Origin of the sequence: Arthrobacter sp. BB-1, from assembly GCF_006151685.1 — a bacterium.
In the GTDB taxonomy this organism is placed as follows: domain Bacteria; phylum Actinomycetota; class Actinomycetes; order Actinomycetales; family Micrococcaceae; genus Arthrobacter.
In genome coordinates this window covers 26,186-46,863 of sequence record NZ_VDEV01000033.1, presented here as the reverse complement: position 1 = coordinate 46,863, position 20,678 = coordinate 26,186, and the positions used below count along the sequence as shown (strand labels likewise).

The window sequence follows — 20,678 nt, the reverse complement described above, 5'->3', positions numbered from 1 at the left end:
CCCAGGGGCATCACCAACCATAAGGACGTGGGAGACAGATGAGCAACAAGAACATCGGCATCAAGGATGTGGCCGTCGCCGCTGGGGTCTCAGTGACAACCGTCTCCCACGTGCTCAACGATGTTTCATACGCCCGGATCAGTTCCGAGACCCGGAACAAGGTCCGGTCCGTGGCGGAGCAACTGGGTTATGGTCCCAACCGCCTCGCCCAGGCCCTCCGCACCCAACGGACCGGCATGCTGGGCTTGGTGAGCGAGGATATCGCCACCACGCCGCACGCCGGCCGGATCATCCTCGGCGCTGACGAGGCCGCCAAAGCCCGCGGATACGGACTCATGATCATCAACACCTCCGGCTCGGCGAGCCTCGAATCCCGGCAGGCTGACGTCGAGGCCCTCCTGGAGCGCCGGGTGGACGGCATCCTCTACGCCACCATGTACCACCGCAACGTGGAGCTGCCGGCCAACCTCGGCAGCGTGCCCTCTGTCCTGGTGGACTCGGTGGCCATCGGCGGAAACATCACTGCCGTGATTCCGGACGAGGAAGGTGGTGCGCGCGCCGCCGTGGGGGCGCTCCTCGAAGCGGGCCACACCCGGGTGGGGTTCCTCAACAACACCGACGACGTGCCCGCAACCACCCAGCGGCTGCGGGCCTTCCGGGCAACGCTGAACGAAGCAGGGCTCGACGGCGACGCGGCGCCTGTGGAGTCTGAGCCGTCCGAGGTGCAGGGCGGCTACGAGGCTGCCCGGCGGATGCTGTCCCGCAGCGACCGCGCCGATATGCCTACGGCCTTGTTCTGCTACAACGACCGGATGGCGATGGGAGCCTACCGCGCCGCTGCCGAACTAGGGCTCAGCATCCCCGCTGACCTTTCGGTCGTCGGTTTCGATGACCAGGAACTGATCGCCGCCAACCTTCACCCGGGCCTCACCACTGTTGCCCTGCCCCACTACGAGATGGGTGCCTGGGCCACTGAGCACCTGATTGACGCCGTTGAGGGGAAAACCGACCTTTCCCTCATGGCACTCCACCCGACCATTCTGGGCTGTCCGCTGGTCCGCCGCGATTCCATCGCGGCTCCCCGGCATTAGCAGCCAGCCCCCTCCACTCCCTAAGGAACGCCAGACATGTCCAGTTGCCTTGATGCCGCACGCCCGGAAACACCTCCGGCGGAAACCTCCAGGTTCCGGCCGGCCATCCACTTCACGGCAAGGGACACCTGGCTGAACGACCCCAACGGCCTGGTGTTCCATAACGGGATGTACCACCTCTTCTTCCAGAACAACCCGTACGGCAACGTCTGGGGCAACATGTCCTGGGGCCACGCCACCTCGGCCGATCTGCTGCATTGGTCGGAACACCCTGTTGCCATTGCCTGTGACGAGGCAGAGGACATCTTCTCGGGAAGCGTCGTTGTGGACCACGGCAACACGGCCGGATTCGGCACTGCGGACGAACCGGCCCTCGTAGCCATCTATACCAGTGCCTACAAGGCGGCGTCCGAACACCACGGCACGCAGGCCCAGTCCCTGGCGTACAGCACAGATGCGGGAATGACCTGGCGCAAATACGGCGGAAACCCCGTCCTCACCCGGAACTCCGCGCATTTCCGCGATCCCAAAGTCTTCAAGTACCAGGGGGACCAGGGCGCCTGCTGGATCATGGTCGCCGTCGAGGCGCAGCACCAGAAGGTGGTGTTCTACCGCTCGGACGACCTGAAATCCTGGGACTTCCTGAGCGACTTCGGCCCGGCCAACGCGGACCAGGGCGAATGGGAGTGCCCGGACCTGTTTCCCCTGGCGGTGGACGGGGACCCGGAGAACGTCAGATGGGTACTGATCGTGAACGTCAACCCCGGTGCCGTCGCCGGAGGTTCCGGCGGCCAGTACTTTGTAGGGACGTTCGACGGCGTCCGCTTCGCTCCGGACGCCGGTTCAGTTGTGGCGCCTGCAGGGGTCAGTGCCGGCGGTGAGCCCGCCGCAGTCGCTGGAGCCCTGCAGCACTGCCTGTGGCTGGACTGGGGCCGTGATTGCTACGCCTCCGTGTCCTTCAGCAATGCCCCCGACGGCCGGCGCATCATCATCGGCTGGATGAACAACTGGGACTACGCCAATGAACTGCCCACCGCGCCTTGGCGGTCCTCGATGACCCTCGCCCGCGAACTGCGGCTCACGGCAGTGGACTGCTCCGCGCGTCTGGTCCAGAAGCCGGTGCTTGCCCAGCCCTCCGGAGGAGAGAACGTGCCTGCTGCTGCGGAGCAGATGAACGCAGGCACCCTTGAGCTGCGGAATTCAGCTTTCCGGTTGCCGGATGCGGTACCCGGCAGCGCCCAGGTCATCGAGGCGGAGATCCTGGCCGGGAGCGCCGACCACGTGGCCTTCCGGCTCCTTGGTAACGATGAAGGAACCGCGGGGACTGTCCTGAGCTACAACACCGCCACTGCCCAACTCGTCCTGGACCGCACGCGGTCAGGCGACACCGGATTCCACAAGAAGTTTTCCTCGGTGGAGTCAGCCCCGCTGGCACTGGAAGACGGCGTGCTCAAGCTGCAGATCGTCGTCGACCACTGCTCGGTGGAGGTCTTCGCGCAGGGCGGCAAGGTGGTCCTCACGGACCTCGTCTTCCCCGGGGCCGGAAACCAGGAGAACTGGCTGTCGGCCGCGGGAGGCCCAGCAACAATCCTGAAACTCGCCGTCTCAACACTCAAATAACCGCAACTCGACCGGGAAGAACCCATGCCAAGCAACAACTACTACGACGTGACGACGTGGCCCGTGGGCAATCCGTCCAAGGACGTCGGCGAAGTGATCAACAGCATCATTGCCGACATCAAGGAACGGCAGAACGCCAATGATGTGAACAATGGCGGAAAGCCGGGCGCGGTGATCTACCTTCCGCCGGGGGACTACCACCTCCGCACGCAGGTGGTGATCGACGTCAGCTTCCTTCGCATCGAGGGCTCAGGACACGGGTTTACGTCGTCGAGCATCCGGTTCAACGTTCCCGAGGACGAATGGCCGGACCTGCATGAGCTGTGGCCCGGCGGGAGCCGGATTATCGTTGACCTTCCGGCCTCCGGCGACGGGGAGGAATCCAAGGGCGCCGCCTTCTACATTGAACGAAGCGGGAGCCCGCGGATCAGCTCGGTGGAGTTCTCCAACTTCTGCATCGACGGGCTGCACTTCACCCCGGACGGCTCGGGGCTGCCTGCCGAGAACACCTACGTCAACGGCAAGACCGGCATCTATGTCGCCAGCGCCAACGACTCCTTCCGCGTCAATGGCATGGGCTTTGTTTACCTCGAAAATGCCCTCACCATCCACAACGCGGACGCGCTTTCGATTCACGACAACTTCATCGCCGAATGCGGAAGCTGCATCGAGTTGCGGGGGTGGGGACAGGCATCCAAGATCACCGACAACCTGATCGGAGCAGGGCCCAAAGGCCACTCGATCTACGCCGAGAACCATGGCGGGCTCCTGGTCACGGCCAACAACGTCTTTCCCCGTGGTGCAAGCAGCGTCCATTTCAACGGCGTCACGCGTTCAAGCGTCACCAGTAACCGTTTGCATTCCTTCTACCCCGGGATGCTGGTTCTCGAGGGCAACAGTTCGGAAAACCTTGTGGCAACGAACCACTTCCTGCGGGACCACGAGCCCTGGACGCCCTTCGTGGGAGTGGACAACGGACTGGACGACCTCCACGGATTGCTCTCCGTGAGCGGCAGCAACAACTCCGTCATCGGCAACCACTTCTCTGATGTCATCGACTCGCAGGGCATCCGGCCGGCCGGCGCGACGCCCGTCATCATTCGGCTAAGGGCGGGAGCGGGCAACTTCGTCTCCAACAACCATGTGGTGGCGATGGACGTCCACGCCAAATCGAGCGAATCGTGCTTCTCCGCCCAGGTGGACGCCCTGTTGACCACTGAAGCCTCGGATGTCCTCCGCGTTACGGCCGTGATGGTCGATGCCGGGTCAGTACGGAACACGATCCTGGATTCAGGAAGCGACGCACAGGTTGCCGCAGACAGGGCTGTTAATGCTGTCAGGGCCACACCCACGGTGGGTTCCTAGGCTGCACATGCACTTGCCGTAGAAGGGCGGCCGGTGTATCCGATCGCCCTTCTGCGCGCTGACTGCTATTTCTTGTTCAGCATGTTCCAGAGAATCAAGTCATGTGCGTGCTTGGCTTTAGCCGCCCTTCCCGGCAGGCCCAATCACCTCCCCGCATGACTCGACCTGCCTTCTATCCGCTCCGGGCCAGCAACTGCCGGCAGGACGCCAGAAGGACATCCACGGCGCGTTCCATCGCGCCGCCGTCGAACGTCATGGCCGGGTGGTGGAGTCCGGGTTGGACGTTGGCCCCGACGGCCAGCATGGCCGCCTGAAGCGCAGGGTTCCGCCGGGTGTAGAAGTGGAAGTCGTCCGAGCCGGACGTGACGATCCTGGGACGCAGGTGCTCCCTGCCTAATGTCGCCGTGACCGACGAAGCCAGGACGTCCTCGGCCTTTTGCCCTATCACTGCAGCAGGCACCTCATCCCGGAAGTCGAGGCGGATCTCCGCCCCGCTGTTCGCCGCCACCGATCGGCACACCTCCACCAGCCCCGTCCGCAGCGTGGCCATGGCTTCGTTGGTTTGGGCGCGCAGGTCTACCCCGAAGCATCCGCTGCCGGGGATGACGTTGAGGTTGCTTCCGCCGGCGTGCAGCATCGTCATTTTCCCGGAACTCGGGATTTGCGGATCGACCTTGATGCGCTGCAGCCCTGCCGAGATTTCAAGCGCAAGTTCGACGGCGTTCGCCCCGAGGTGGGGCCGTGCCCCGTGGTGGTCCTCACCTGTGATGGTGCCGCTGGCGAAGAGGCAGGCCCCGTGGGAGATAGCGGGTGCCATGCAGGGAGCGGGGAGTTCCTGCTGCGGGCGCAGGTGCACGCCAAAGAGATACTCAAGCCCGTCCGCGACACCAAGTGACGCCACCAGTTCCGCCCCGTTGCCCGCCTCCTCCGCGGGTTGGAAGATGGCACGGACGGCTCCGTTGACCGGCTCCGGCTGCTCCGCAAGTTCGAGCATGACGGAAGCGACTATCGCCATGTTGGCATCATGGCCGCACGAATGCACGGCAATCCGTTTCCCGTCCACCTCCTGCACCAGGGCATCCATGTCAGCCCTGAGCCCTATCCTGGGAATTCCCTTCCCGGCATCCACGGTGAAACCGGGAAAGTCAGAAAATTTCCGTGGTTCGAGGCCCGCTTCCGCGAGCAGGCCGGCAAGGTACGCGGAGGTGGCAAACTCCTCCATGCTCGGTTCCGGGTGATCGTGCAGGTGGTTCCAAATGTCATGAAGACGTTGGCGCGCTGCCTCATTGATCACGCAGTGACCCCGCACTCACTGACAGTTAGATCGGCCAGGACATCGAGGTCCACGTCTACCCCCAGCCCCGGGCCCTCGCCGATCTGCACTTCAGGCAGGACGTAGGGAAGGTTTCCGGGTTCCCGGGCGAACTTCACCGGTCCGGAGAGCTCGGTGGACACAATGTTTGGATGGGACAGGGCCAAGTGGAATCCGGCGGCCGAGGCGATGCTGGTTTCCAGCATGGAACCGATCTGGACCTTGAGGCCGCCGAGTTCGGCTTGGGTGGCCAGGCGGTTGCAGGGTGTGATTCCGCCGCTCTTCATGAGCTTGAGGTTGACCATGTCCACCGAACGGTCCCGGACAAACCGGACCAGGTCGGCGGCGTCCACCACTGATTCGTCGGCCATGAGGCGGGCGCCGGTGGCCTGGCGCAGCAGCTTGAAACCGTCGATATCGTCCGCGTGGAGCGGCTGTTCCACCCAGTCGATTCTGTAGGGTTCCAAGGCTGCAATCATCTCTCTTGCCGTTGCGGGATCGGCCCACCCCTGGTTTGCGTCCACCCGGATGGCGAGGTCCGTACCGATTGCTGCGCGGACAGCCCGGACGCGTTCAATATCCAGGCCGTCGCCGCCGCCGAGCTTCATCTTGAGGTGGCGGTAACCCTGGCTCCGCGCCTGGACTGCCTGTTCAGCCAGGATCTCCGGGGCAAGAATGCTCATGACGCGGGCGATGGTGGGCTGCTCGGGCCGGCGCCCGCCGAGCAGGCCGTAGATGGGGCGGTTGGCCGCCTTTCCGGCCAGGTCCCAGCAGGCAATGTCGACGGCGGCCTTCGCGGCTCCGCAGCCTTTCAGCGCCTTGTTGAGGTGCTGGTGGACGGCTGTGGTGTCGCGGGGGTCAAGCCCCAGCACTGCGGGAATCAGTTCCGTCCGCAGTGCCTCAACCGTCCCGGTGGGCGTCTCTCCGGTGATGTGCCCGTCCGGGACGCTTTCGCCGTACCCGGTCAGGCCGTCGTCGGTCTCCAGGGTGAGGATGACGCTCGGCATGGAGGCGTAGCTGTCGTAGGAAACCACGAACGGTTCCAGCAGCGGGAGGTCGATAAGGGTGATGGTGGCGCGGGAGATCTTCAATGCTTGGCTCACAGTTCAAGGAGGGGGACGGTTCGGCGGTGACAGGTGAAGCTGGACTACATCACGCTTTCCAGGAAGGAGATGGTCCGGGGATTTTGCGGATTGTCCAGCACCTCTTCCGGCGTGCCGGACTCCACCACCACGCCGCCGTCCATGAACACCACGCTGTCACCGGCCCCGCGGGCGAATCCGATCTCGTGGGTCACAACGATCATGGTCATCCCCTCCGCAGCCAGGGTGCGCATGACATCCAGGACATCTCCCACCAGTTCCGGGTCAAGGGCGCTGGTTGGCTCGTCGAACAGGAGCAGCTGCGGATCCATGGCAAGTGCGCGGGCGATGGCGACGCGCTGCTGCTGCCCGCCCGAGAGCTGTGCCGGGTAGGCCTTGGCCAGGTGGGCCAGGCCCACCCGGTCCAGCAGTTCCATCCCGCGCTTGACTGCCGCTGCCTTGGGGATCCTTTTTACGCCGACCGGCGCGGCCCAGATGTTCTCCAGTGCGGTCATGTGCGGAAAGAGGTTGAAGCGCTGGAACACCATTCCGATGCCGCGGCGCTGTTTTGCCACCTCGCGGGGGCTCATCTCGAAGATCCTGTCCTGGCGTTGCGCGTAACCGATCAGGTCGCCCGCAACGGAGATCCGCCCGCCGTCGATCCTTTCCAGGTGGTTGATGCACCGGAGGAAGGTGGACTTGCCGGAACCGGAGGGGCCCAGCAGGCACATGACCTCGCCGCTGTTGACTCTCAGGGAGATGCCTTTGAGGACCTCGACGCCGCCGTAGTGCTTCCGTACGTTGCTGGCCACCAGGAGCGGCTGCGCTGTCGGGCCGTGGCCAGAAGGCCTTGGGGAGGCCAATGCCTGGGTCATGACTGGTGTCCTTTCGATGCTTTCGGGGCCGAACCGGGGGACGTTGCGGTACCGGGGGCCCGCTGTTTGCCGAGTATTGCCCTGATCCTGGCCAGGGGAGTGGGAGCCTGCTGCCGGGCGTTGCCCCTGCCGTAGTGGCGCTCCAGGTAGTACTGGGGCACGGACAGGACGGAAGTGAGGAAGAGGTACCAGCAGCTGACAACGATGAGGAGTTCCACTTGGCGCAGGTTCTGGGAAGAGATCTGCGTGGCCACGGTGTAGAGCTCAAGCACCGCGATGACGGAGAGCAGGGACGTGTTCTTCAGCATCGAGATCGTCTCATTGCCCATTGGCGGGATGATGACCCGCATGGCCTGGGGCAGGACAACCCTGAAGAGGGTGAAAGCGGGGGACATTCCCAGGGAAGAGGCGGCTTCGTGCTGACCGGCGTCGACGGACAGCATCCCGCCGCGGATGATTTCCGCTGAATAGGCGGCCTGGTTCAGGGTCAGGGCCAACAGCCCGGCGGTGAAGGCCGGGACCAGGGTGTTCGTATCCACGGAGAAGACGGTGAAGTCCGTGAAGGGAATGCCCAGCGATATCTGTGAATAGAGCAGGCCCAGGTAGCCCCAAAAGACCACCTGGATCAGCAGTGGGGTGCCCCGGAAGATCCAGACGTAGAACCAGGCGAAGGCGTTCATGACGGGGTTCCGGGAAAGCCGCATCACTGCGAGGAAAACGCCCAGGACCGTGGACACCACCATGGAGACGACGGTGAGGACGATCGTCAGGCCGATGCCCCCGAGGACCCGGGGGTGGAACAGATACGCCGCGATGGTGGCATGGTCGATGTTCGGGTTGGTCCACAGCGACGACGCCAGCGCGGCGGCGCCCAGGGCAAGGAGGGCGGCTCCCACCCAGCGCCAGGGGTGCCGGAGGGGGACGGCTACGACGTCGTCCTGGCCGCCTCCACGGGCAGGCCCGGTTCCGGGGGCAGCAGGCTGCTGGCGGGGGGTTGCGACGGCGGGGGTCATGGCTTACCGCCCAGGTTCAGTCCTGCCTCCTTGACGGTGTAGTCCGAGAGGTTGTATTTGGCCAGGATCTCCCCGTAGGTGCCGTCGGCGACGAGCGACTGGAGCGCGGCCAGCAATGCCTTCGAAAGCTCCGCGTCCTGCTTGAGCACACCAATGCCGGTATACACGGGGTTGTATCCGGCCGGGTTGGCAGGGTCTTTGACCAGATCGAAGATCTTCCCGCCACCGGCGGTGCTGGCGGCATAGGCCGCTACCGCCGAGTCGACGACGTCGGCTGCGGCTTTGCCGGAACGGACGGCTGTCTGGACGTCCGTCTCCAGCGGGAGCTCGGAGATCCTGACAGGTTTCGATCCCTTGTCCAGGCACTGCTGGTCGTACGTGCGCAGGATTTCGGCCTGGACGGTGGCCTTCTGCACGGCGACATCTTTGTCGCACAGGTCAAGGACGGTGGTGATGTTTCCCGGGTTTCCTTCCGGGACCAGGATGGAGAATCCTGCGTGCAGGTAGTCCACGAAATCCAGGGTTTCCTGGCGCTCGGGCGTATCGTTCATCCCCGACATGATGATGTCGTTCTTGCCCGACTGCAGTGAGGGAATGATGCTGTCGAACGCCTGGGTCTGGAGTTCCAACCGCACACCGAGCTTGGCTCCGAGGGCCTGGGCGAGGTCGTAGTCCAGGCCTGTGAGCTGCTGGTTCTCGTCGAACATCTCCATCGGCGGGTAGGGGATGTCGGAGGCGACGTTGATGACGCCCGCGCTCTTGAAGCGTTCGGGCAGGGCAGCGGCGGCGGCTGGGTCCGCGGCGCCTGCCGAAAAAGTGCTGGAATTGCTGGCAGGTGTTGAGCCTGCCGAGCAAGCGGCCAGGCCTGTCGCCAGTGCGAGGCCGGCGGCCAGGGCGGCCGCCCGGACCGTTACTTCACGGGATGTGATGCTCATGTGTACTCCTCTTGGGTGGGGTTAGGCCTGGTCAGGGGCGGTCAGCTTGTACCAGCCGCCGCGGGTGACGCCTGATGCTTGGCGTCCCGAGGCGAAGGCAGGCTCGAGGATCTCCCGCACGAGCACACGCCACCGGGCAGCGGCGTCGGGGTTCGAGCCGCGGAGTGCCACGATGTCCCGCGGTGCGCGGCACCACAGCGTTCCGCCCGATTCCAGGAGGACAGGCAGCGAATCGGGGCCGTATTCGAGGACGCCAGCCAAGTGGTCAGGTGGAAGTTCGATCTCCGCGTGGATTCCGCGGCCGGCATCCATGCTCCGCTGGGAGGCCAGCGGCCAGACCGCCACGAGCCGGTCGCTTTCGTCGTTGGCGTTGATCTCGTCCTGCATCTGGCCATAGAAGTTGCGGGCATACTCTGATGCGTACGCTCCCAGCTTGGTGAGGTTAAAACGGGCATTGCGGCTGACCAGCGGGTCAAAGGTCCAGGTCATGGTGTCGATGCCCCGGGCCAGTGACCATGCCCGCTGGTGTTGCTTGAGGGCGAAACCGACGCCCTTGTCGCCGGTGCCGGGAAGCACGCCGGCAATCAATGAGTAGGTGGATCGCCCTCCAGGGGAGACGATGCCCACCGCTGCTCCGCACAGTTGCCCGGCCTGGTTGTAGGCGGCGGACACGTTGCAGCCCGAATGGGAAATGCTGCGCAGAAGGTCGAAGGGGATGGGTGCTCCGTGCGGCGACATGCCCCAGATGGCAATAAGCAGTGCTTCCACGTCCCGGAGCCGGTCGCGGTCGTGTTCGTCCACCACCAGCACACCGGCCCTGGACGCTGCTGCGGTTGCTGATTCTGCGGCCTGGAGAGCGGCCGGGCCGGCATCAAGAGTAAGTGACATGCGTCAACTATCTGCTGTGCCAGCATGCGACGGCTTCAGTGCAGGCAACGAAGGTTATCCAACTTTCTTGTGCTCCGGCACTAGAGATGGGAAGCTCAGCGTTATGACCGAGGCCGCCCGTCCCAATGACAGCATCCACCTGCCCCGACTGCTGAAGATGCTCGAAGACACCGGACTGGTCCTGGGTTCAACGGCGGTGCCGCCCAAAGTGTCCTTGATGAGTCCGTCGCTCTATGACCCCTTCGTGCCGCTTGAAGGGCTGCGCGGGGGCATTTTGCTCGGGATCGGGTTGCACCCCGCAGATCCGGGCACTGCAAGCGTGATCCGGAACGCGGCGGAAGCCGGATTTGCCGCGGTGGTGGTCAAGAAGCTCCACCAGGACATCGAACACCTCGCAGCGGTGGCGGACGAGGCCGGCACCGCCCTCCTGGTGGTGGACGACGACGTGAGGTGGCGCCATCTCAACGCACTCCTGGATTCAGCCCTCAACGCCTCGGCAGATGCCGGCAGCACAATCTCACCCCTGGGAGTGGGTGATCTCTTTGCGTTGGCAAACGCCATTGCAGCGATGGTCGGCGGGGCCACGACCATCGAGAACCTGCAGGAGCAGGTGCTGGCGTACTCCACGCTGGAGGACCAGCCGATTGATGAGGACCGGCGAAGGGGAATCCTGGGCCGGCAGGTTCCATACCTGCCTGAGAACGCCAGCCAGTACGCAGCGGTGTTTCGGGCCTCGGGGGCAGTCCGGATCGAGGGTGTCCGGCCTGCCATGGACAGGTTGGCGATTGCGGTCCGGGCAGGGAAGGAGCCCCTGGGATCGATCTGGGTTGTCGATGTGCACGGCGACTTGGACAGTGACGCCGAACAGGCACTGGAACGTGCCGCGGACATCGCGGCGCTCCATATGCTTCGCGCCCGCAATAGCCATGATCTTGCGCGCCAGCAGCGGGCGGAGCTGCTGCGCAGGCTCCTCGACGGAGGGGACGACGCCGTCCTGGCTGCAGAACAGCTGGGGCTGCGGCACTCCGGTCCTTTCGCCGTCGTCGCCTTGCAGCCGGAGGCCGGGCAGGCAGCCGAGACAACGCTGGTCCGGATTGTGGATTTGGTGACCACGCAATGTGAAGCCCATGGCCGGGGCGCGCAGTGCGTTCAGGTGGGGCCCACGATCTACGCAATATTCCCGGCCGCGGCTCCGTCTTCCCTTGGCCCAATCGCTGCCCTTGCCCGCAGGCTCATCGATCGTGCCCGGGCATCGCTGGGAGTTGAGCTGCGGGCGGCGGCGGGTCCCGCCGTCGGCGCCGTCTCGGAGATCAGCCGTTCACGGCATGACGCTGACCTTGTCCTGCTGATGCTTGCCTCGGACGGCTCCTCCGGCACGTACGCCAGCGCAGCGGAGGTCCGCAGCCGCCTCACGCTCCTGGAACTGGCCGCGGCGTTCCGTGCGTCACCGCACCTTCTCTCCGCTGCCGCACGGAGGATCCAAGAGTACGACGCTGATTTCGGCACCGGATATGCGCTGACGCTGCGAACCTACCTTGACTGCTCCCGGGATTCGGCAAGGACGGCGGCGGCGTTGTCCCTGCACCAGAACACGCTCCGGTACCGGCTCAAGCGCCTGGGCGAGCTCTTCGACGTGGATCTGGACCAGCCCGAGGACACGCTGGTGCTATGGCTTAGCCTGCACGTGCTCGAGCTGAACTAACTGGGCAAGCCAGCCCTGCGTTGGTTCAGCCGGCGTAGGGGTCCGCGATGCCGATGTATTGAGTGGTGGTGTACTCGGCTATGCCCTCTGACCCGCCTTCGCGGCCAAGCCCTGATTGCTTCACTCCGCCGAATGGGGCCGCCGCGTTGGAGATGACACCGGCGTTGAACCCGACCATGCCGAACTCGATCTGCTCCGCCACCCGCAGCAGCCGATTGAAGTCGCGGCTGTAGAGGTAGGACGCGAGGCCGTATTCGCTGGCGTTGGCGAGTCGGATGGCGTCCTCCTCTGTGCTGAAAGTGGTGACGGGGGCGACGGGCCCGAAAATTTCCTGGCCGAGAATCGCGGCGTCGTTTGGCACCCCGGCGAGGACGGTGGGCTGGTAAAAGTAGCCGGGTCCGTCCGCGGGTGCGCCGCCGGTGACGGCTACTGCCCCGGCGTCGACGGCGGCGGCCACCAGGGCGTGGACGTTCTCGCGGGCCCCGGCGTCGATGAGCGGGCCGACTTGGGTGGTGGGGTCTGTGCCGCGGCCGGTGGCCAGCGCGCCCATGGCGGCTGCGAACTTGGCCGTGAATTCCTGGGCGACGGATTCGTGGACGAGGAAGCGGTTGGCGGCGGTGCAGGCTTCGCCCATGTTCCGCATTTTGGCGGCCATGGCCCCTTCAACGGCGGCATCGAGGTCGGCGTCCTCGAACACGATGAAGGGGGCGTTGCCGCCGAGTTCCATGGAGGTGCGGAGAACGTTGTGGGCGGCGTCGGCCATGAGGCGTTTGCCTACCTGCGTGGAGCCGGTGAAGGAGACCTTCCGCAGGCGTGAGTCCTTCAGCAGCGGCCCCGAAATACCAGAGGCGGATGAGGAAGAGACGACATTGAGGACGCCGGCCGGCAGGCCGGCGTCGAGCATGGTCTGTGCGAAGTACTGGGCAGTGAGCGGGGTGAGTTTGGCTGGTTTGAGGACCATGGTGCACCCTGCCGCGACGGCGGGGGCGACCTTGCGGGTGGCCATGGCGAGCGGGAAGTTCCAGGGGGTGATGAGCAGGCAGGGACCGACGGGTTTGTGCTGGACCAGGATCTTGTTCTTGCCCTCGGGGGTGGTGAGGTAGCGGCCGTAGTCGCGGACGGTTTCCTCGGAGAACCAGCGCAGGAACTCGGCGCCGTAAGTGACTTCGCCGCGGGCTTCGGCCAGCGGCTTGCCCATTTCCAGGGTCATCAGCAGGGCGAAGTCCTCGGCCCGTTCGGTCACCAGGTCGAAGGCGCGGCGGAGGATCTCCGCGCGTTCCCGGGGTGCGGTCCGTGCCCAGGACGACTGAGCGGCGTCGGCGGCGTCCAGCGCGGCCACCGCGTCGTCGCTGGTGGCCGAGGCGAGGGTGGCGAGCACCTCCCCGGTGGCGGGATCGTGCACGTCAAATGTGCCGCCGTCGGACGCGTCCCGCCATTGCCCCCCGATCAGCAGGCCGGTGGGGACGGCAGCGAGGAGGGAGGCCTCACGCTCGGAGAAAATAGCAGAAGGCACTACGGGGGAAATGGTCATTCGAAGGTCTCCTTTGAAGAAACAATTTCAAGGGCAGGAAGTTGACGCGGTGACGGCGGCGGGGTGCTCCCGCCGCCGTCACTTGTCTGTCAGTGGTGCTTAGGCCTCACGCTTGAGGATGCGGCTGAGATCGCGCTGCGTCAGCGCTCGGGTGCCCTCAAACTGGGGGTCTTTCCTCAGCTCCACCACCAGGCCGTAACCGAGGAGCGCCACGATCACGGTGAACGGCAGGGCCGACAGCATGGCCGCCTGCTGGAGCGCGCCCAGGCCTCCTACGATCAGGAGAACGACGGCGCACAGGCCGGTGAGGAGACCCCAAGTGGTCAGTACTGGCTTGGTGGGCTTGAGGGTTCCGCGGGAGGACATCATGCTGAGGACGAAGGTGTTTGCGTCAGCGCCGGAGACGAAGTACATCACCACCAGGAAGATGGCCACCACCGATGTGATGCCGGACAGCGGGAGCTCGGCGAGGGTGGCGAAGAACGCTGAGTTGACGTCCTCCAGCGCCGCGGCACCGATGAGGCCGCCGTTATCCATGTCGAACTTGATTGCCGAGCCGCCGAAGATGGTGAACCAGGCGAAGAACACGACGCTCGGAACAATCATGACGCCTGCGATGAACTGGCGCACCGTGCGTCCCCGGGAGATCTTGGCTAGGAACACCCCAACGAAGGCGCCCCAGCTCAGCCACCAGGCCATCATGAAGTAGGTCCACCACTGCATCCACTGGACGTCTTCAGGGGTGCTCGGCGTCAGAAGGCTCACGGCGAAGAAGCCGCTGAGGTATTCGCCGAGGGAGCGGAAGAACAGGTTGGAGATGAAGTTGGTGGGGCCGGTGAACAGCACGAAGAGGGCCAGGCCGGCAGAGAGGACCATTGTGCCCTGGCTGAGGTACTTGATACCGCGATGCACGCCGGAGAGCGCGGAAAGCGTAAATATCACCGTGATGACGGCGATGATCAGGATCTGGCCCACAAGGCTGGAGGGGATACCGAACACCCGGTCCACTCCCTCGCCGATCTGCGAGGCACCGAGCCCCAGGGACGTTGTGGTTCCGAAGAGGGTGGCGATGATGGCGAAGATGTCGATCATCTTGCCGAACCAGCCGTCCACCAGTTTGCCGAAGACTGGCCGCAGCATCGGCGAGACAAGGCCCGCGTTGTTCCGGCGGTGGGTGGAGTAGGCGATGGCGAGGCCGAAGACGCCAAACACGGCCCAGGCGTGTGGGCCCCAGTCGAAGTAGGAGAACTGCATGGCCCGGACCGCGGCTTCCATGGTGCCGGCCTCGGCCAGACCGTGCGGAGGTGAGGCAAAGTGCGAGATGGGCTCCGCGACGCCATAGCTGATCAGGCCGATACCCATGACTGCAGAGAGGATCATCGCAAGCCAGGACCAGGTGCTGAAGTCGGGTTTTGCGTCGTCGGCACCGAGGCGGATGGTTCCGAACCTGCTGATGCCTATGTAGATGAGGAGACCGATGCAGCCGAGGGTCACAAGCAGGTAGCTCCAACCGACGCTCTCGGCGACCCAGTTCATGGCCGCGGTCATTACGGCGCTCAGGTTCTCCGGGGCCAGTGATGCCCACGCAGTGAACGCACCGATCAGGCCAACGGATGTCCAGAAGACTGCCCCGGGCCTGTGCCGGAGGCGGTCGGCTTTGGCCATCGCGGTTTCGGTTGCCTGCTCAATGGCAGCGGGAGAGTGCGATGCCTTGCTGTTCTCGCCCATGCCGGGAGATGTTTCATCCATCAGGTCCTCGGCAATTTTGATGTGGGTCATGAGTGCTCCAGGTTGCAGTGGACTGCATAGGTTTGGGTTGGGGAGGCCTCCAAGTGGAGGAAGTTGGCGCCCGGACCAGTCCGTGGGGCCGGCAGATCCGGGCAGCCGCTCGATGCTGCGTTCAGAGTTCCTCGAGGCGTGCGCCGTCAAAGAAATGTCCTGCCTTGTAGATCATGGGGTCCACGTCGGCGACCTCGGCGTGCCGTACCCGGCCCACGAAGATTGTGTGGGTCTTCGCCTGGAAGCGTTCCTTGATCTCGGCCTCGAGGGATGCGGCCGAGCCGTCGATCAGCGGCACACCGTGAGGGCCTGCGTGCCAGTCCAGGTTGGCAAATTTGTCCGGAGTCTTTGACGCAAACGTGCGTACAGTGTCGTGCTGTTCGTTGCTGAGGATATTGATCCCGAAGTGTTCCGACTGGAACAGGGCCGGGTAGGTGGACGATGTCTTCTGGACACAGACGAGAACAAGCGGCGGGTCCAGCGAAATCGAAGCATAGGAGTTGGCCGCAAGGCCGCGGGGTTTGCCGTCTACGTCGACGGTGGTCACCACGGTGACACCAGTAATGAACTGCCGGTTGAAACCCTTCATGACTTCCAGCGGAAGGTTGCCGGTCAATTCATCCACCACCACATTCGCCGTTTCGTCCTCGAATGCCGAGTGGAGGGACGGAACGCCCAGATCGGCCAGGAGTTCGGCCGCGTCCCAGGTGACCCGTTCGTAAGCGATGCGGCCATCGCGCAGCGTGAGGGCGTTTGATCCGCGGGTCTCCACCACGCGTCCTGTGGGCGGAACTCCACCAAGCGGGTGCGTGAATGTGCCGGTGGTTGTCCAAAAGATTGCTACATCGTCGCCGTCTGCGATGACCTTGTCGATGCGTGTGGTGAGGTCCGGGAATGCCGCCCGGATTTCAAGGATTTCCTGCTGGAGCTCCTTCAGGCCTGTGATCTTTTTCGTGCCGGCGCTCTCACGCTGGTAGTCGGCGGTGACGATCGCGTCGAAAGCACCGACGTCACCCTCGTCCCAGGCTGCGGTCCAAGCTGCGGTCAAGGTGTGGTTGATTGTCTGTTGCATGCCACAACCGTAAATCCAAGTGTGATCTACGTCAACACCTCTTTATAGAATTGGCTTGCTAGCGCGGAATTAGGAAAACTTGTTGACGTTCACCTTGTATGCAACGTAGGTTTGATGCATGCAAGAGACTCTTCAGGCAAAAACCCAAGAACAGGCGAACGGGAATCAAGGAAGCCTTCTGGATAAGCTGCGCAAGCTCGTCCTCAGTGGCGAATACCCTCCCGGCGCTCCTCTTCCCGAGCTGTTCCTGGCTGAAGAGTTCGACGTGAGCAGGACGCCCGTCAGGGAGGCGCTCAAGCAGTTGGAAAATGAGGGCCTGGTTGAGATACGGCCGAAGGTTGGCACGTTTGTCCGGATACCCACCCGCCGCGAAATTGTCGAGCTGTTTCAGCTGAAGGAAAGCCTTGAGGGCCTGGCAGCGAGCCTGCTGGCCCGGCGTGGTCCGGTGCCGGAACTGGAACGGCTAAAACGCAACATCGAGGCGTCAGAGGGCGCCGAACGCCGCGGCGACAGCGCCAAGTATGCCGAACTGGTCCACGAGTTCCACTGGACCATCGTGAACGGATCCGATAATTCAAAGCTTCGTGAACACTACGGGCGCCTCATGAACCAGCTTGCCTACCACCGGATCGTCCTGGAAACCGTTGAGCGTCCTGCCCGGATGCGGGCCTCCATCCGTGAGCATCAGTCGGTCCTCGAAGCGATCCTGGACAAGGATCCCACCGGCGCCGAACTTGCGATGCGCGGCCACGTTAATGCCTCAAGCCTTGCCGCGGCACGTATCGAAGCTCCCGAAGTGGCCGGAAACTGAAATTTTTGCTGGTTCCATCCGTCGTGAACGGGTGGCCAGCCCGGCATCGCCGCCATACCAGCGAACCGCCCTTAGCGGCGGAGAAACCGAAAGGATGTGCACAGTGTGCTCCCTGACTGCAATTGGCTTCCGACGGAAGGGCCTGAACTGTGTCTGATACAGCCCTGACTTCCCTTACCGCCGGCGGAACGGATCTTGACCAGGCGCACCTCATGGAAGAGCTCGCCCGGCAAGTCGGTGTCCGGAAGATTACCGTTCTCACGGAGGAACTGCTCCGCGACGGCCAGGGGTCCCTGCCCACCAGCGTGACCCGGGCCGCCGCAGCAGCCATTGTACGGAACCCCTGGGCAGGTTCCCCGGTCTCGAATGATCTCGCACCCGAGACAGAACGGATTGCTCCGGTGCTCGCGAAGGTCCTCACCGACCGCCTCACCTCAGCACTGGGCGGTGCCGTCGAAATTGAGGCGTTCGGAAAGTCGGCCGTTGTTGGGCTGAACGGTGAGGTTGAGCATGCCGCGGCCCTGATCCACACACCGTTCTTCGGCAATCTTGTCCGCGAGTTCCTCGAAGGCACGTCCATCCTGTCCTTCTCGGACGACCGCGCGGAACCAGGAACTTCCATCGCCGTGCCCATGTGGCACAAAGAGGCCGCGTCCACCCGCAGCCACTACCAAACCCTGACGCTGAGCCTGAGCGATGCGCCCCACCCGGATGAAATCGTCGTGATCGCCGCTGCGTCCACGGGGTCGCGTCCGCATCCCCGCATTGGCGACCGAACAACCGACCGCCCCGTAACCGCTGAAATACTGGAGGGAATCCTGCCGTGAATATCCGCAAGATCGTTACTTTGTCCGAAGAAATCCTGACCGAGGGCGGGCGTCCAGTTACGCCAGGTGCCCGCGTCGCCGTCGCCATCGCCGTCGTGGAAAACCCGTGGGCTGGCCAAGGCTTTGTCGAGGACCTCAGCCAAGGGATCGATGCAACAGCTTCAGACCTCGGCGCCCTCCTCACTCCAAAGGTCATCGAGGCGCTCGGCGCCCCCGTCGAGGCCTACGGCAAGGCAGCCATTGTGGGCATCGAAGGGGAAGTGGAGCACGGCTCGGCCCTGATCCACACGCTGAAATTCGGCGACCACTACCGCAAGGCCGCTTCCGCAACCACCCTGCTGCCCGCCGTCGAGAAACGCGCGCCCGCCGGTACGGTGTTCGACATCCCGATGAAGCACATCACGGACGCGACCATCCGCTCCCACCACCAGACCGTCGAGGTAAGGATCGCCGACGCTCCCCACCCCGGTGAAATCCTCATTGCCCTCGCGGCCTCCGCCCAGGGCCGGCCCCAGCAGCGCCTGGCGCCCCTCTCCACAGAGCAATGACCGGAACCCAGGAAACGCCTGTTGCCCTCCTGCACGGGGTGGGCCTCGATGCCACCATGTGGGCACCCGTCCAGGATGCCCTCGGGCGTGAGTCCATAGCCATCGACCTCCCCGGGCACGGGCAGCAGCCCCCGCTGTCGGAACCGGTCACGCTTCAGGAAATGGCCGACGACGTGCTGACGCGCCTCCCCGAACGATCCCACCTCGTGGGCTTCTCACTGGGTGCGCTGGTTGCGCAGTACATCGCGAGGTTCCATCCCGGCCGGGTCAAGACCCTCACCTGTGTGAGCTCGGTGTGCCAACGCACCGAAGCCGAGCGCAGTGCGGTCAGCGCCCGGCTGGCCTCTGCCGAAGCGGACTTCCCGGCAACGGTTGAGGCTTCGATCAACCGCTGGTACTCAGGTACGGCTGTCCCGCAAAGCGTGGTGGACGCGACCCGCCGGACGCTCGAGGCAAATGACGTGCAGTCCTTTGTCCACGCCTACCGCGTCTTCGCCTTAGGAGACGGGATGATCGGCAACGAGCTCAGCCGCATCGAGATACCGGTGCTGGCCATCACCGGCGAGCACGACCCGGGGTCGACGCCGGAGATGACCAGGCGGCTTGCCGCAGCAATCCCCGGTGCGAGGGCCGTCGTCGTCCCGGGTGCCCGGCACATGCTCCCCGTCCAGGACGCTGATGTCCTGGCCCGGGCCATCAACGAGTTCATAAAAGATTCCGAAGGAGAACGCGCATGACTGTTCGACTCGACCACTTCATCGGGGGTGCCTGGTCTGCTCCCGTCGGCGGGGAATACTTCCCCAGCACCAACCCCGCAACCCTGGATGTGCTCTACGAAGCGGCCCGGGGAAGCGAAGAGGACGTGCGACGGGCCGTGGCGGCGGCGAAGACCGCGTTCCAGTCGCCGCTGTGGCACGACCTCTCGGCAACGAAGCGCGGCCACCTTCTGCGCCGCCTCGGGGACCTCATTGGCGAGCACGCCGAGGAGCTCGCCGAGCTTGAAACCCTGGACAACGGCAAGCTGCTGCGCGAGATGCGCGGCCAGCTCGCCAGCCTGCCCGAGTACCTGTATTACTACGCCGGGCTCGCAGACAAGGTCCAGGGCAGCCAGATCCCCACCAATTCGCTTACGATGCTCAACTACACCCAGCGCGAACCGCTTGGCGTGGTCGGGGCCATCACTCCATGGAACTCTCCGCTGACGCTGACCACCTCCAAGCTCGCCCCTGCCCTTGCGGCCGGCAACACGGTGGTCATCAAGCCCAGCGAGTACACCTCGCGGACCATCCTCCGCGTCGCTGAACTGGCCTCACAGGCAGGATTCCCCGACGGCGTGGTGAACGTCGTCACCGGCTTCGGCCAGGAGGCCGGTGCTGCCCTGGTAAGCCACCCGGACCTGGCTAAGATTTCCTTCACGGGATCCACGCAGACCGGAGCCCGCATCGCCGCGGAGACCGCGTCACGCTTCATCGGCTCCACCCTTGAACTGGGCGGCAAGAGTCCCAACATCGTGTTCGAAGACGCCGACGTTTCGAATGCCGCCATGGGGGTCATCGCAGGGATATTCGCCGCAGCAGGGCAGACCTGCATCGCGGGAAGCCGCGTTTTCGCCCACCGCAGCGTTTATGACGAACTCGTTGAGCGGGTTGCAGAGAGGGCAGCATCGATCATCATCGGTGACCCGCTCCTGGCCACGACTGAGCTCGGACCCCTTGCCTTCGGTGCACAGCTGGACAAGGTCAGCTCCTACGTCGACCTTGGCATCAGCGAGGGCGCAACGGTCCGGACAGGGGGCCGCAGGCCGGAGATCGACCTTCCGGGATTCTTCTTCGCGCCGACTGTCCTCACCGACGTCGATAACTCCATGCGGGTTGTCCGGGAGGAGATCTTCGGCCCCGTCGCCGCGATCATGCCCTTCGACTCGGAGGACGAGGTGGTAGGCCTGGCCAACGATACCGAGTACGGCCTCGCCGCCGGTGTCTGGACCCAAAACCTCGCCCGCGCCCACCGGATGGCACGACGCCTGGAGGCCGGCACGGTGTGGGTCAACACCTACCGCGCCATGTCCCCGATGTCACCACGGCAGGGTTTCAAGAACTCCGGTGTGGGCATCGAGCACGGGCTGGAGTCCATGCACGAGTACACCCGGCTCAAGAGCGTCTGGATCAACACCGACGAAGGACCCGTATCCGACCCCTTCGTCCTCCGCAGCTAAAGGAGCCACTAA

The 20,678-nt window shown here is 64.4% G+C and carries 18 protein-coding genes; 9 read left to right on the top strand and 9 right to left on the bottom strand.

What is annotated here, in order from left to right; all coding sequences use genetic code 11:
• Positions 1-38: 38 nt before the first annotated feature.
• The 3 genes from FHJ30_RS17840 to FHJ30_RS17830 are packed head-to-tail and all read left to right on the top strand — an operon-like array spanning position 39 to position 4,076.
• Complete coding sequence (locus tag FHJ30_RS17840) at positions 39-1,091, top strand: LacI family DNA-binding transcriptional regulator (RefSeq protein ID WP_139030593.1); 1,053 nt, start codon at positions 39-41, stop codon at positions 1,089-1,091.
• A 36-nt stretch (positions 1,092-1,127) separates the two neighbouring features.
• Positions 1,128-2,711 carry a glycoside hydrolase family 32 protein gene (locus FHJ30_RS17835; protein ID WP_139030592.1) on the top strand — a complete coding sequence of 528 codons (1,584 nt, stop codon included), beginning with the start codon at positions 1,128-1,130 and terminating at the stop codon, positions 2,709-2,711.
• Positions 2,712-2,735: 24 nt separating this feature from the next.
• Positions 2,736-4,076, top strand: coding sequence for a NosD domain-containing protein (locus FHJ30_RS17830; protein ID WP_139030591.1), 1,341 nt, complete (start codon positions 2,736-2,738; stop codon positions 4,074-4,076).
• Between the two features lie 172 nt (positions 4,077-4,248).
• On the opposite strand, the gene FHJ30_RS17825 is transcribed toward FHJ30_RS17830, so the two are convergent.
• The 6 genes from FHJ30_RS17825 to FHJ30_RS17800 are packed head-to-tail and all read right to left on the bottom strand — an operon-like array spanning position 4,249 to position 10,181.
• A complete protein-coding gene (locus tag FHJ30_RS17825) occupies positions 4,249-5,370 on the bottom strand; it encodes an amidohydrolase (RefSeq protein WP_171059122.1) in 1,122 nt (373 codons plus the stop codon).
• On the bottom strand, positions 5,367-6,491 hold the full coding sequence (locus tag FHJ30_RS17820; RefSeq protein ID WP_205677057.1) for a mandelate racemase/muconate lactonizing enzyme family protein: 1,125 nt from the start codon (positions 6,489-6,491) through the stop codon (positions 5,367-5,369). The genes FHJ30_RS17825 and FHJ30_RS17820 overlap by 4 nt, the downstream gene beginning before the upstream one ends.
• A 44-nt stretch (positions 6,492-6,535) precedes the next feature.
• On the bottom strand, positions 6,536-7,345 hold the full coding sequence (locus FHJ30_RS17815) for an amino acid ABC transporter ATP-binding protein (RefSeq protein ID WP_139030589.1): 810 nt from the start codon (positions 7,343-7,345) through the stop codon (positions 6,536-6,538).
• Complete coding sequence (locus FHJ30_RS17810) at positions 7,342-8,358, bottom strand: amino acid ABC transporter permease (protein WP_139030588.1); 1,017 nt, start codon at positions 8,356-8,358, stop codon at positions 7,342-7,344. The genes FHJ30_RS17815 and FHJ30_RS17810 overlap by 4 nt, the downstream gene beginning before the upstream one ends.
• A complete protein-coding gene (locus FHJ30_RS17805) occupies positions 8,355-9,293 on the bottom strand; it encodes an ABC transporter substrate-binding protein (RefSeq protein WP_139030587.1) in 939 nt (312 codons plus the stop codon). The genes FHJ30_RS17810 and FHJ30_RS17805 overlap by 4 nt, the downstream gene beginning before the upstream one ends.
• Before the next feature lie 21 nt (positions 9,294-9,314).
• Positions 9,315-10,181 carry a hypothetical protein gene (locus FHJ30_RS17800; RefSeq protein WP_139030586.1) on the bottom strand — a complete coding sequence of 289 codons (867 nt, stop codon included), beginning with the start codon at positions 10,179-10,181 and terminating at the stop codon, positions 9,315-9,317.
• A gap of 103 nt (positions 10,182-10,284) precedes the next feature.
• Here FHJ30_RS17800 and FHJ30_RS17795 point away from each other — a divergent pair, with 103 nt between their 5' ends.
• Complete coding sequence (locus FHJ30_RS17795) at positions 10,285-11,883, top strand: CdaR family transcriptional regulator (RefSeq protein WP_139030585.1); 1,599 nt, start codon at positions 10,285-10,287, stop codon at positions 11,881-11,883.
• A gap of 25 nt (positions 11,884-11,908) precedes the next feature.
• On the opposite strand, the gene FHJ30_RS17790 is transcribed toward FHJ30_RS17795, so the two are convergent.
• The 3 genes from FHJ30_RS17790 to FHJ30_RS17780 all read right to left on the bottom strand — a co-directional run bounded on the left by FHJ30_RS17790 (position 11,909) and on the right by FHJ30_RS17780 (position 16,265).
• On the bottom strand, positions 11,909-13,414 hold the full coding sequence (locus tag FHJ30_RS17790) for an NAD-dependent succinate-semialdehyde dehydrogenase (RefSeq protein ID WP_139030584.1): 1,506 nt from the start codon (positions 13,412-13,414) through the stop codon (positions 11,909-11,911).
• Positions 13,415-13,513: 99 nt separating this feature from the next.
• Positions 13,514-15,193 carry a BCCT family transporter gene (locus FHJ30_RS17785; protein ID WP_139030583.1) on the bottom strand — a complete coding sequence of 560 codons (1,680 nt, stop codon included), beginning with the start codon at positions 15,191-15,193 and terminating at the stop codon, positions 13,514-13,516.
• Between the two features lie 121 nt (positions 15,194-15,314).
• Positions 15,315-16,265, bottom strand: coding sequence for a flavin reductase (locus tag FHJ30_RS17780; protein WP_139030582.1), 951 nt, complete (start codon positions 16,263-16,265; stop codon positions 15,315-15,317).
• 118 nt (positions 16,266-16,383) lie between these two features.
• On the opposite strand from FHJ30_RS17780, the gene FHJ30_RS17775 reads away from it, so the two are divergent.
• From FHJ30_RS17775 to FHJ30_RS17755, 5 genes are all read left to right on the top strand, one after another.
• On the top strand, positions 16,384-17,076 hold the full coding sequence (locus FHJ30_RS17775; RefSeq protein WP_139030581.1) for a GntR family transcriptional regulator: 693 nt from the start codon (positions 16,384-16,386) through the stop codon (positions 17,074-17,076).
• Between the two features lie 149 nt (positions 17,077-17,225).
• Complete coding sequence (locus FHJ30_RS17770) at positions 17,226-17,903, top strand: amino acid synthesis family protein (protein WP_228404411.1); 678 nt, start codon at positions 17,226-17,228, stop codon at positions 17,901-17,903.
• On the top strand, positions 17,900-18,451 hold the full coding sequence (locus FHJ30_RS17765) for an amino acid synthesis family protein (RefSeq protein ID WP_139030580.1): 552 nt from the start codon (positions 17,900-17,902) through the stop codon (positions 18,449-18,451). Before FHJ30_RS17770 ends, FHJ30_RS17765 begins: the two co-directional genes overlap by 4 nt.
• Positions 18,448-19,188 carry an alpha/beta fold hydrolase gene (locus FHJ30_RS17760; RefSeq protein WP_139030579.1) on the top strand — a complete coding sequence of 247 codons (741 nt, stop codon included), beginning with the start codon at positions 18,448-18,450 and terminating at the stop codon, positions 19,186-19,188. Before FHJ30_RS17765 ends, FHJ30_RS17760 begins: the two co-directional genes overlap by 4 nt.
• Entirely contained in the window at positions 19,185-20,666 is a 1,482-nt protein-coding gene (locus FHJ30_RS17755; protein WP_139030578.1) for an aldehyde dehydrogenase, read from the top strand. Before FHJ30_RS17760 ends, FHJ30_RS17755 begins: the two co-directional genes overlap by 4 nt.
• Positions 20,667-20,678: the final 12 nt, after the last annotated feature.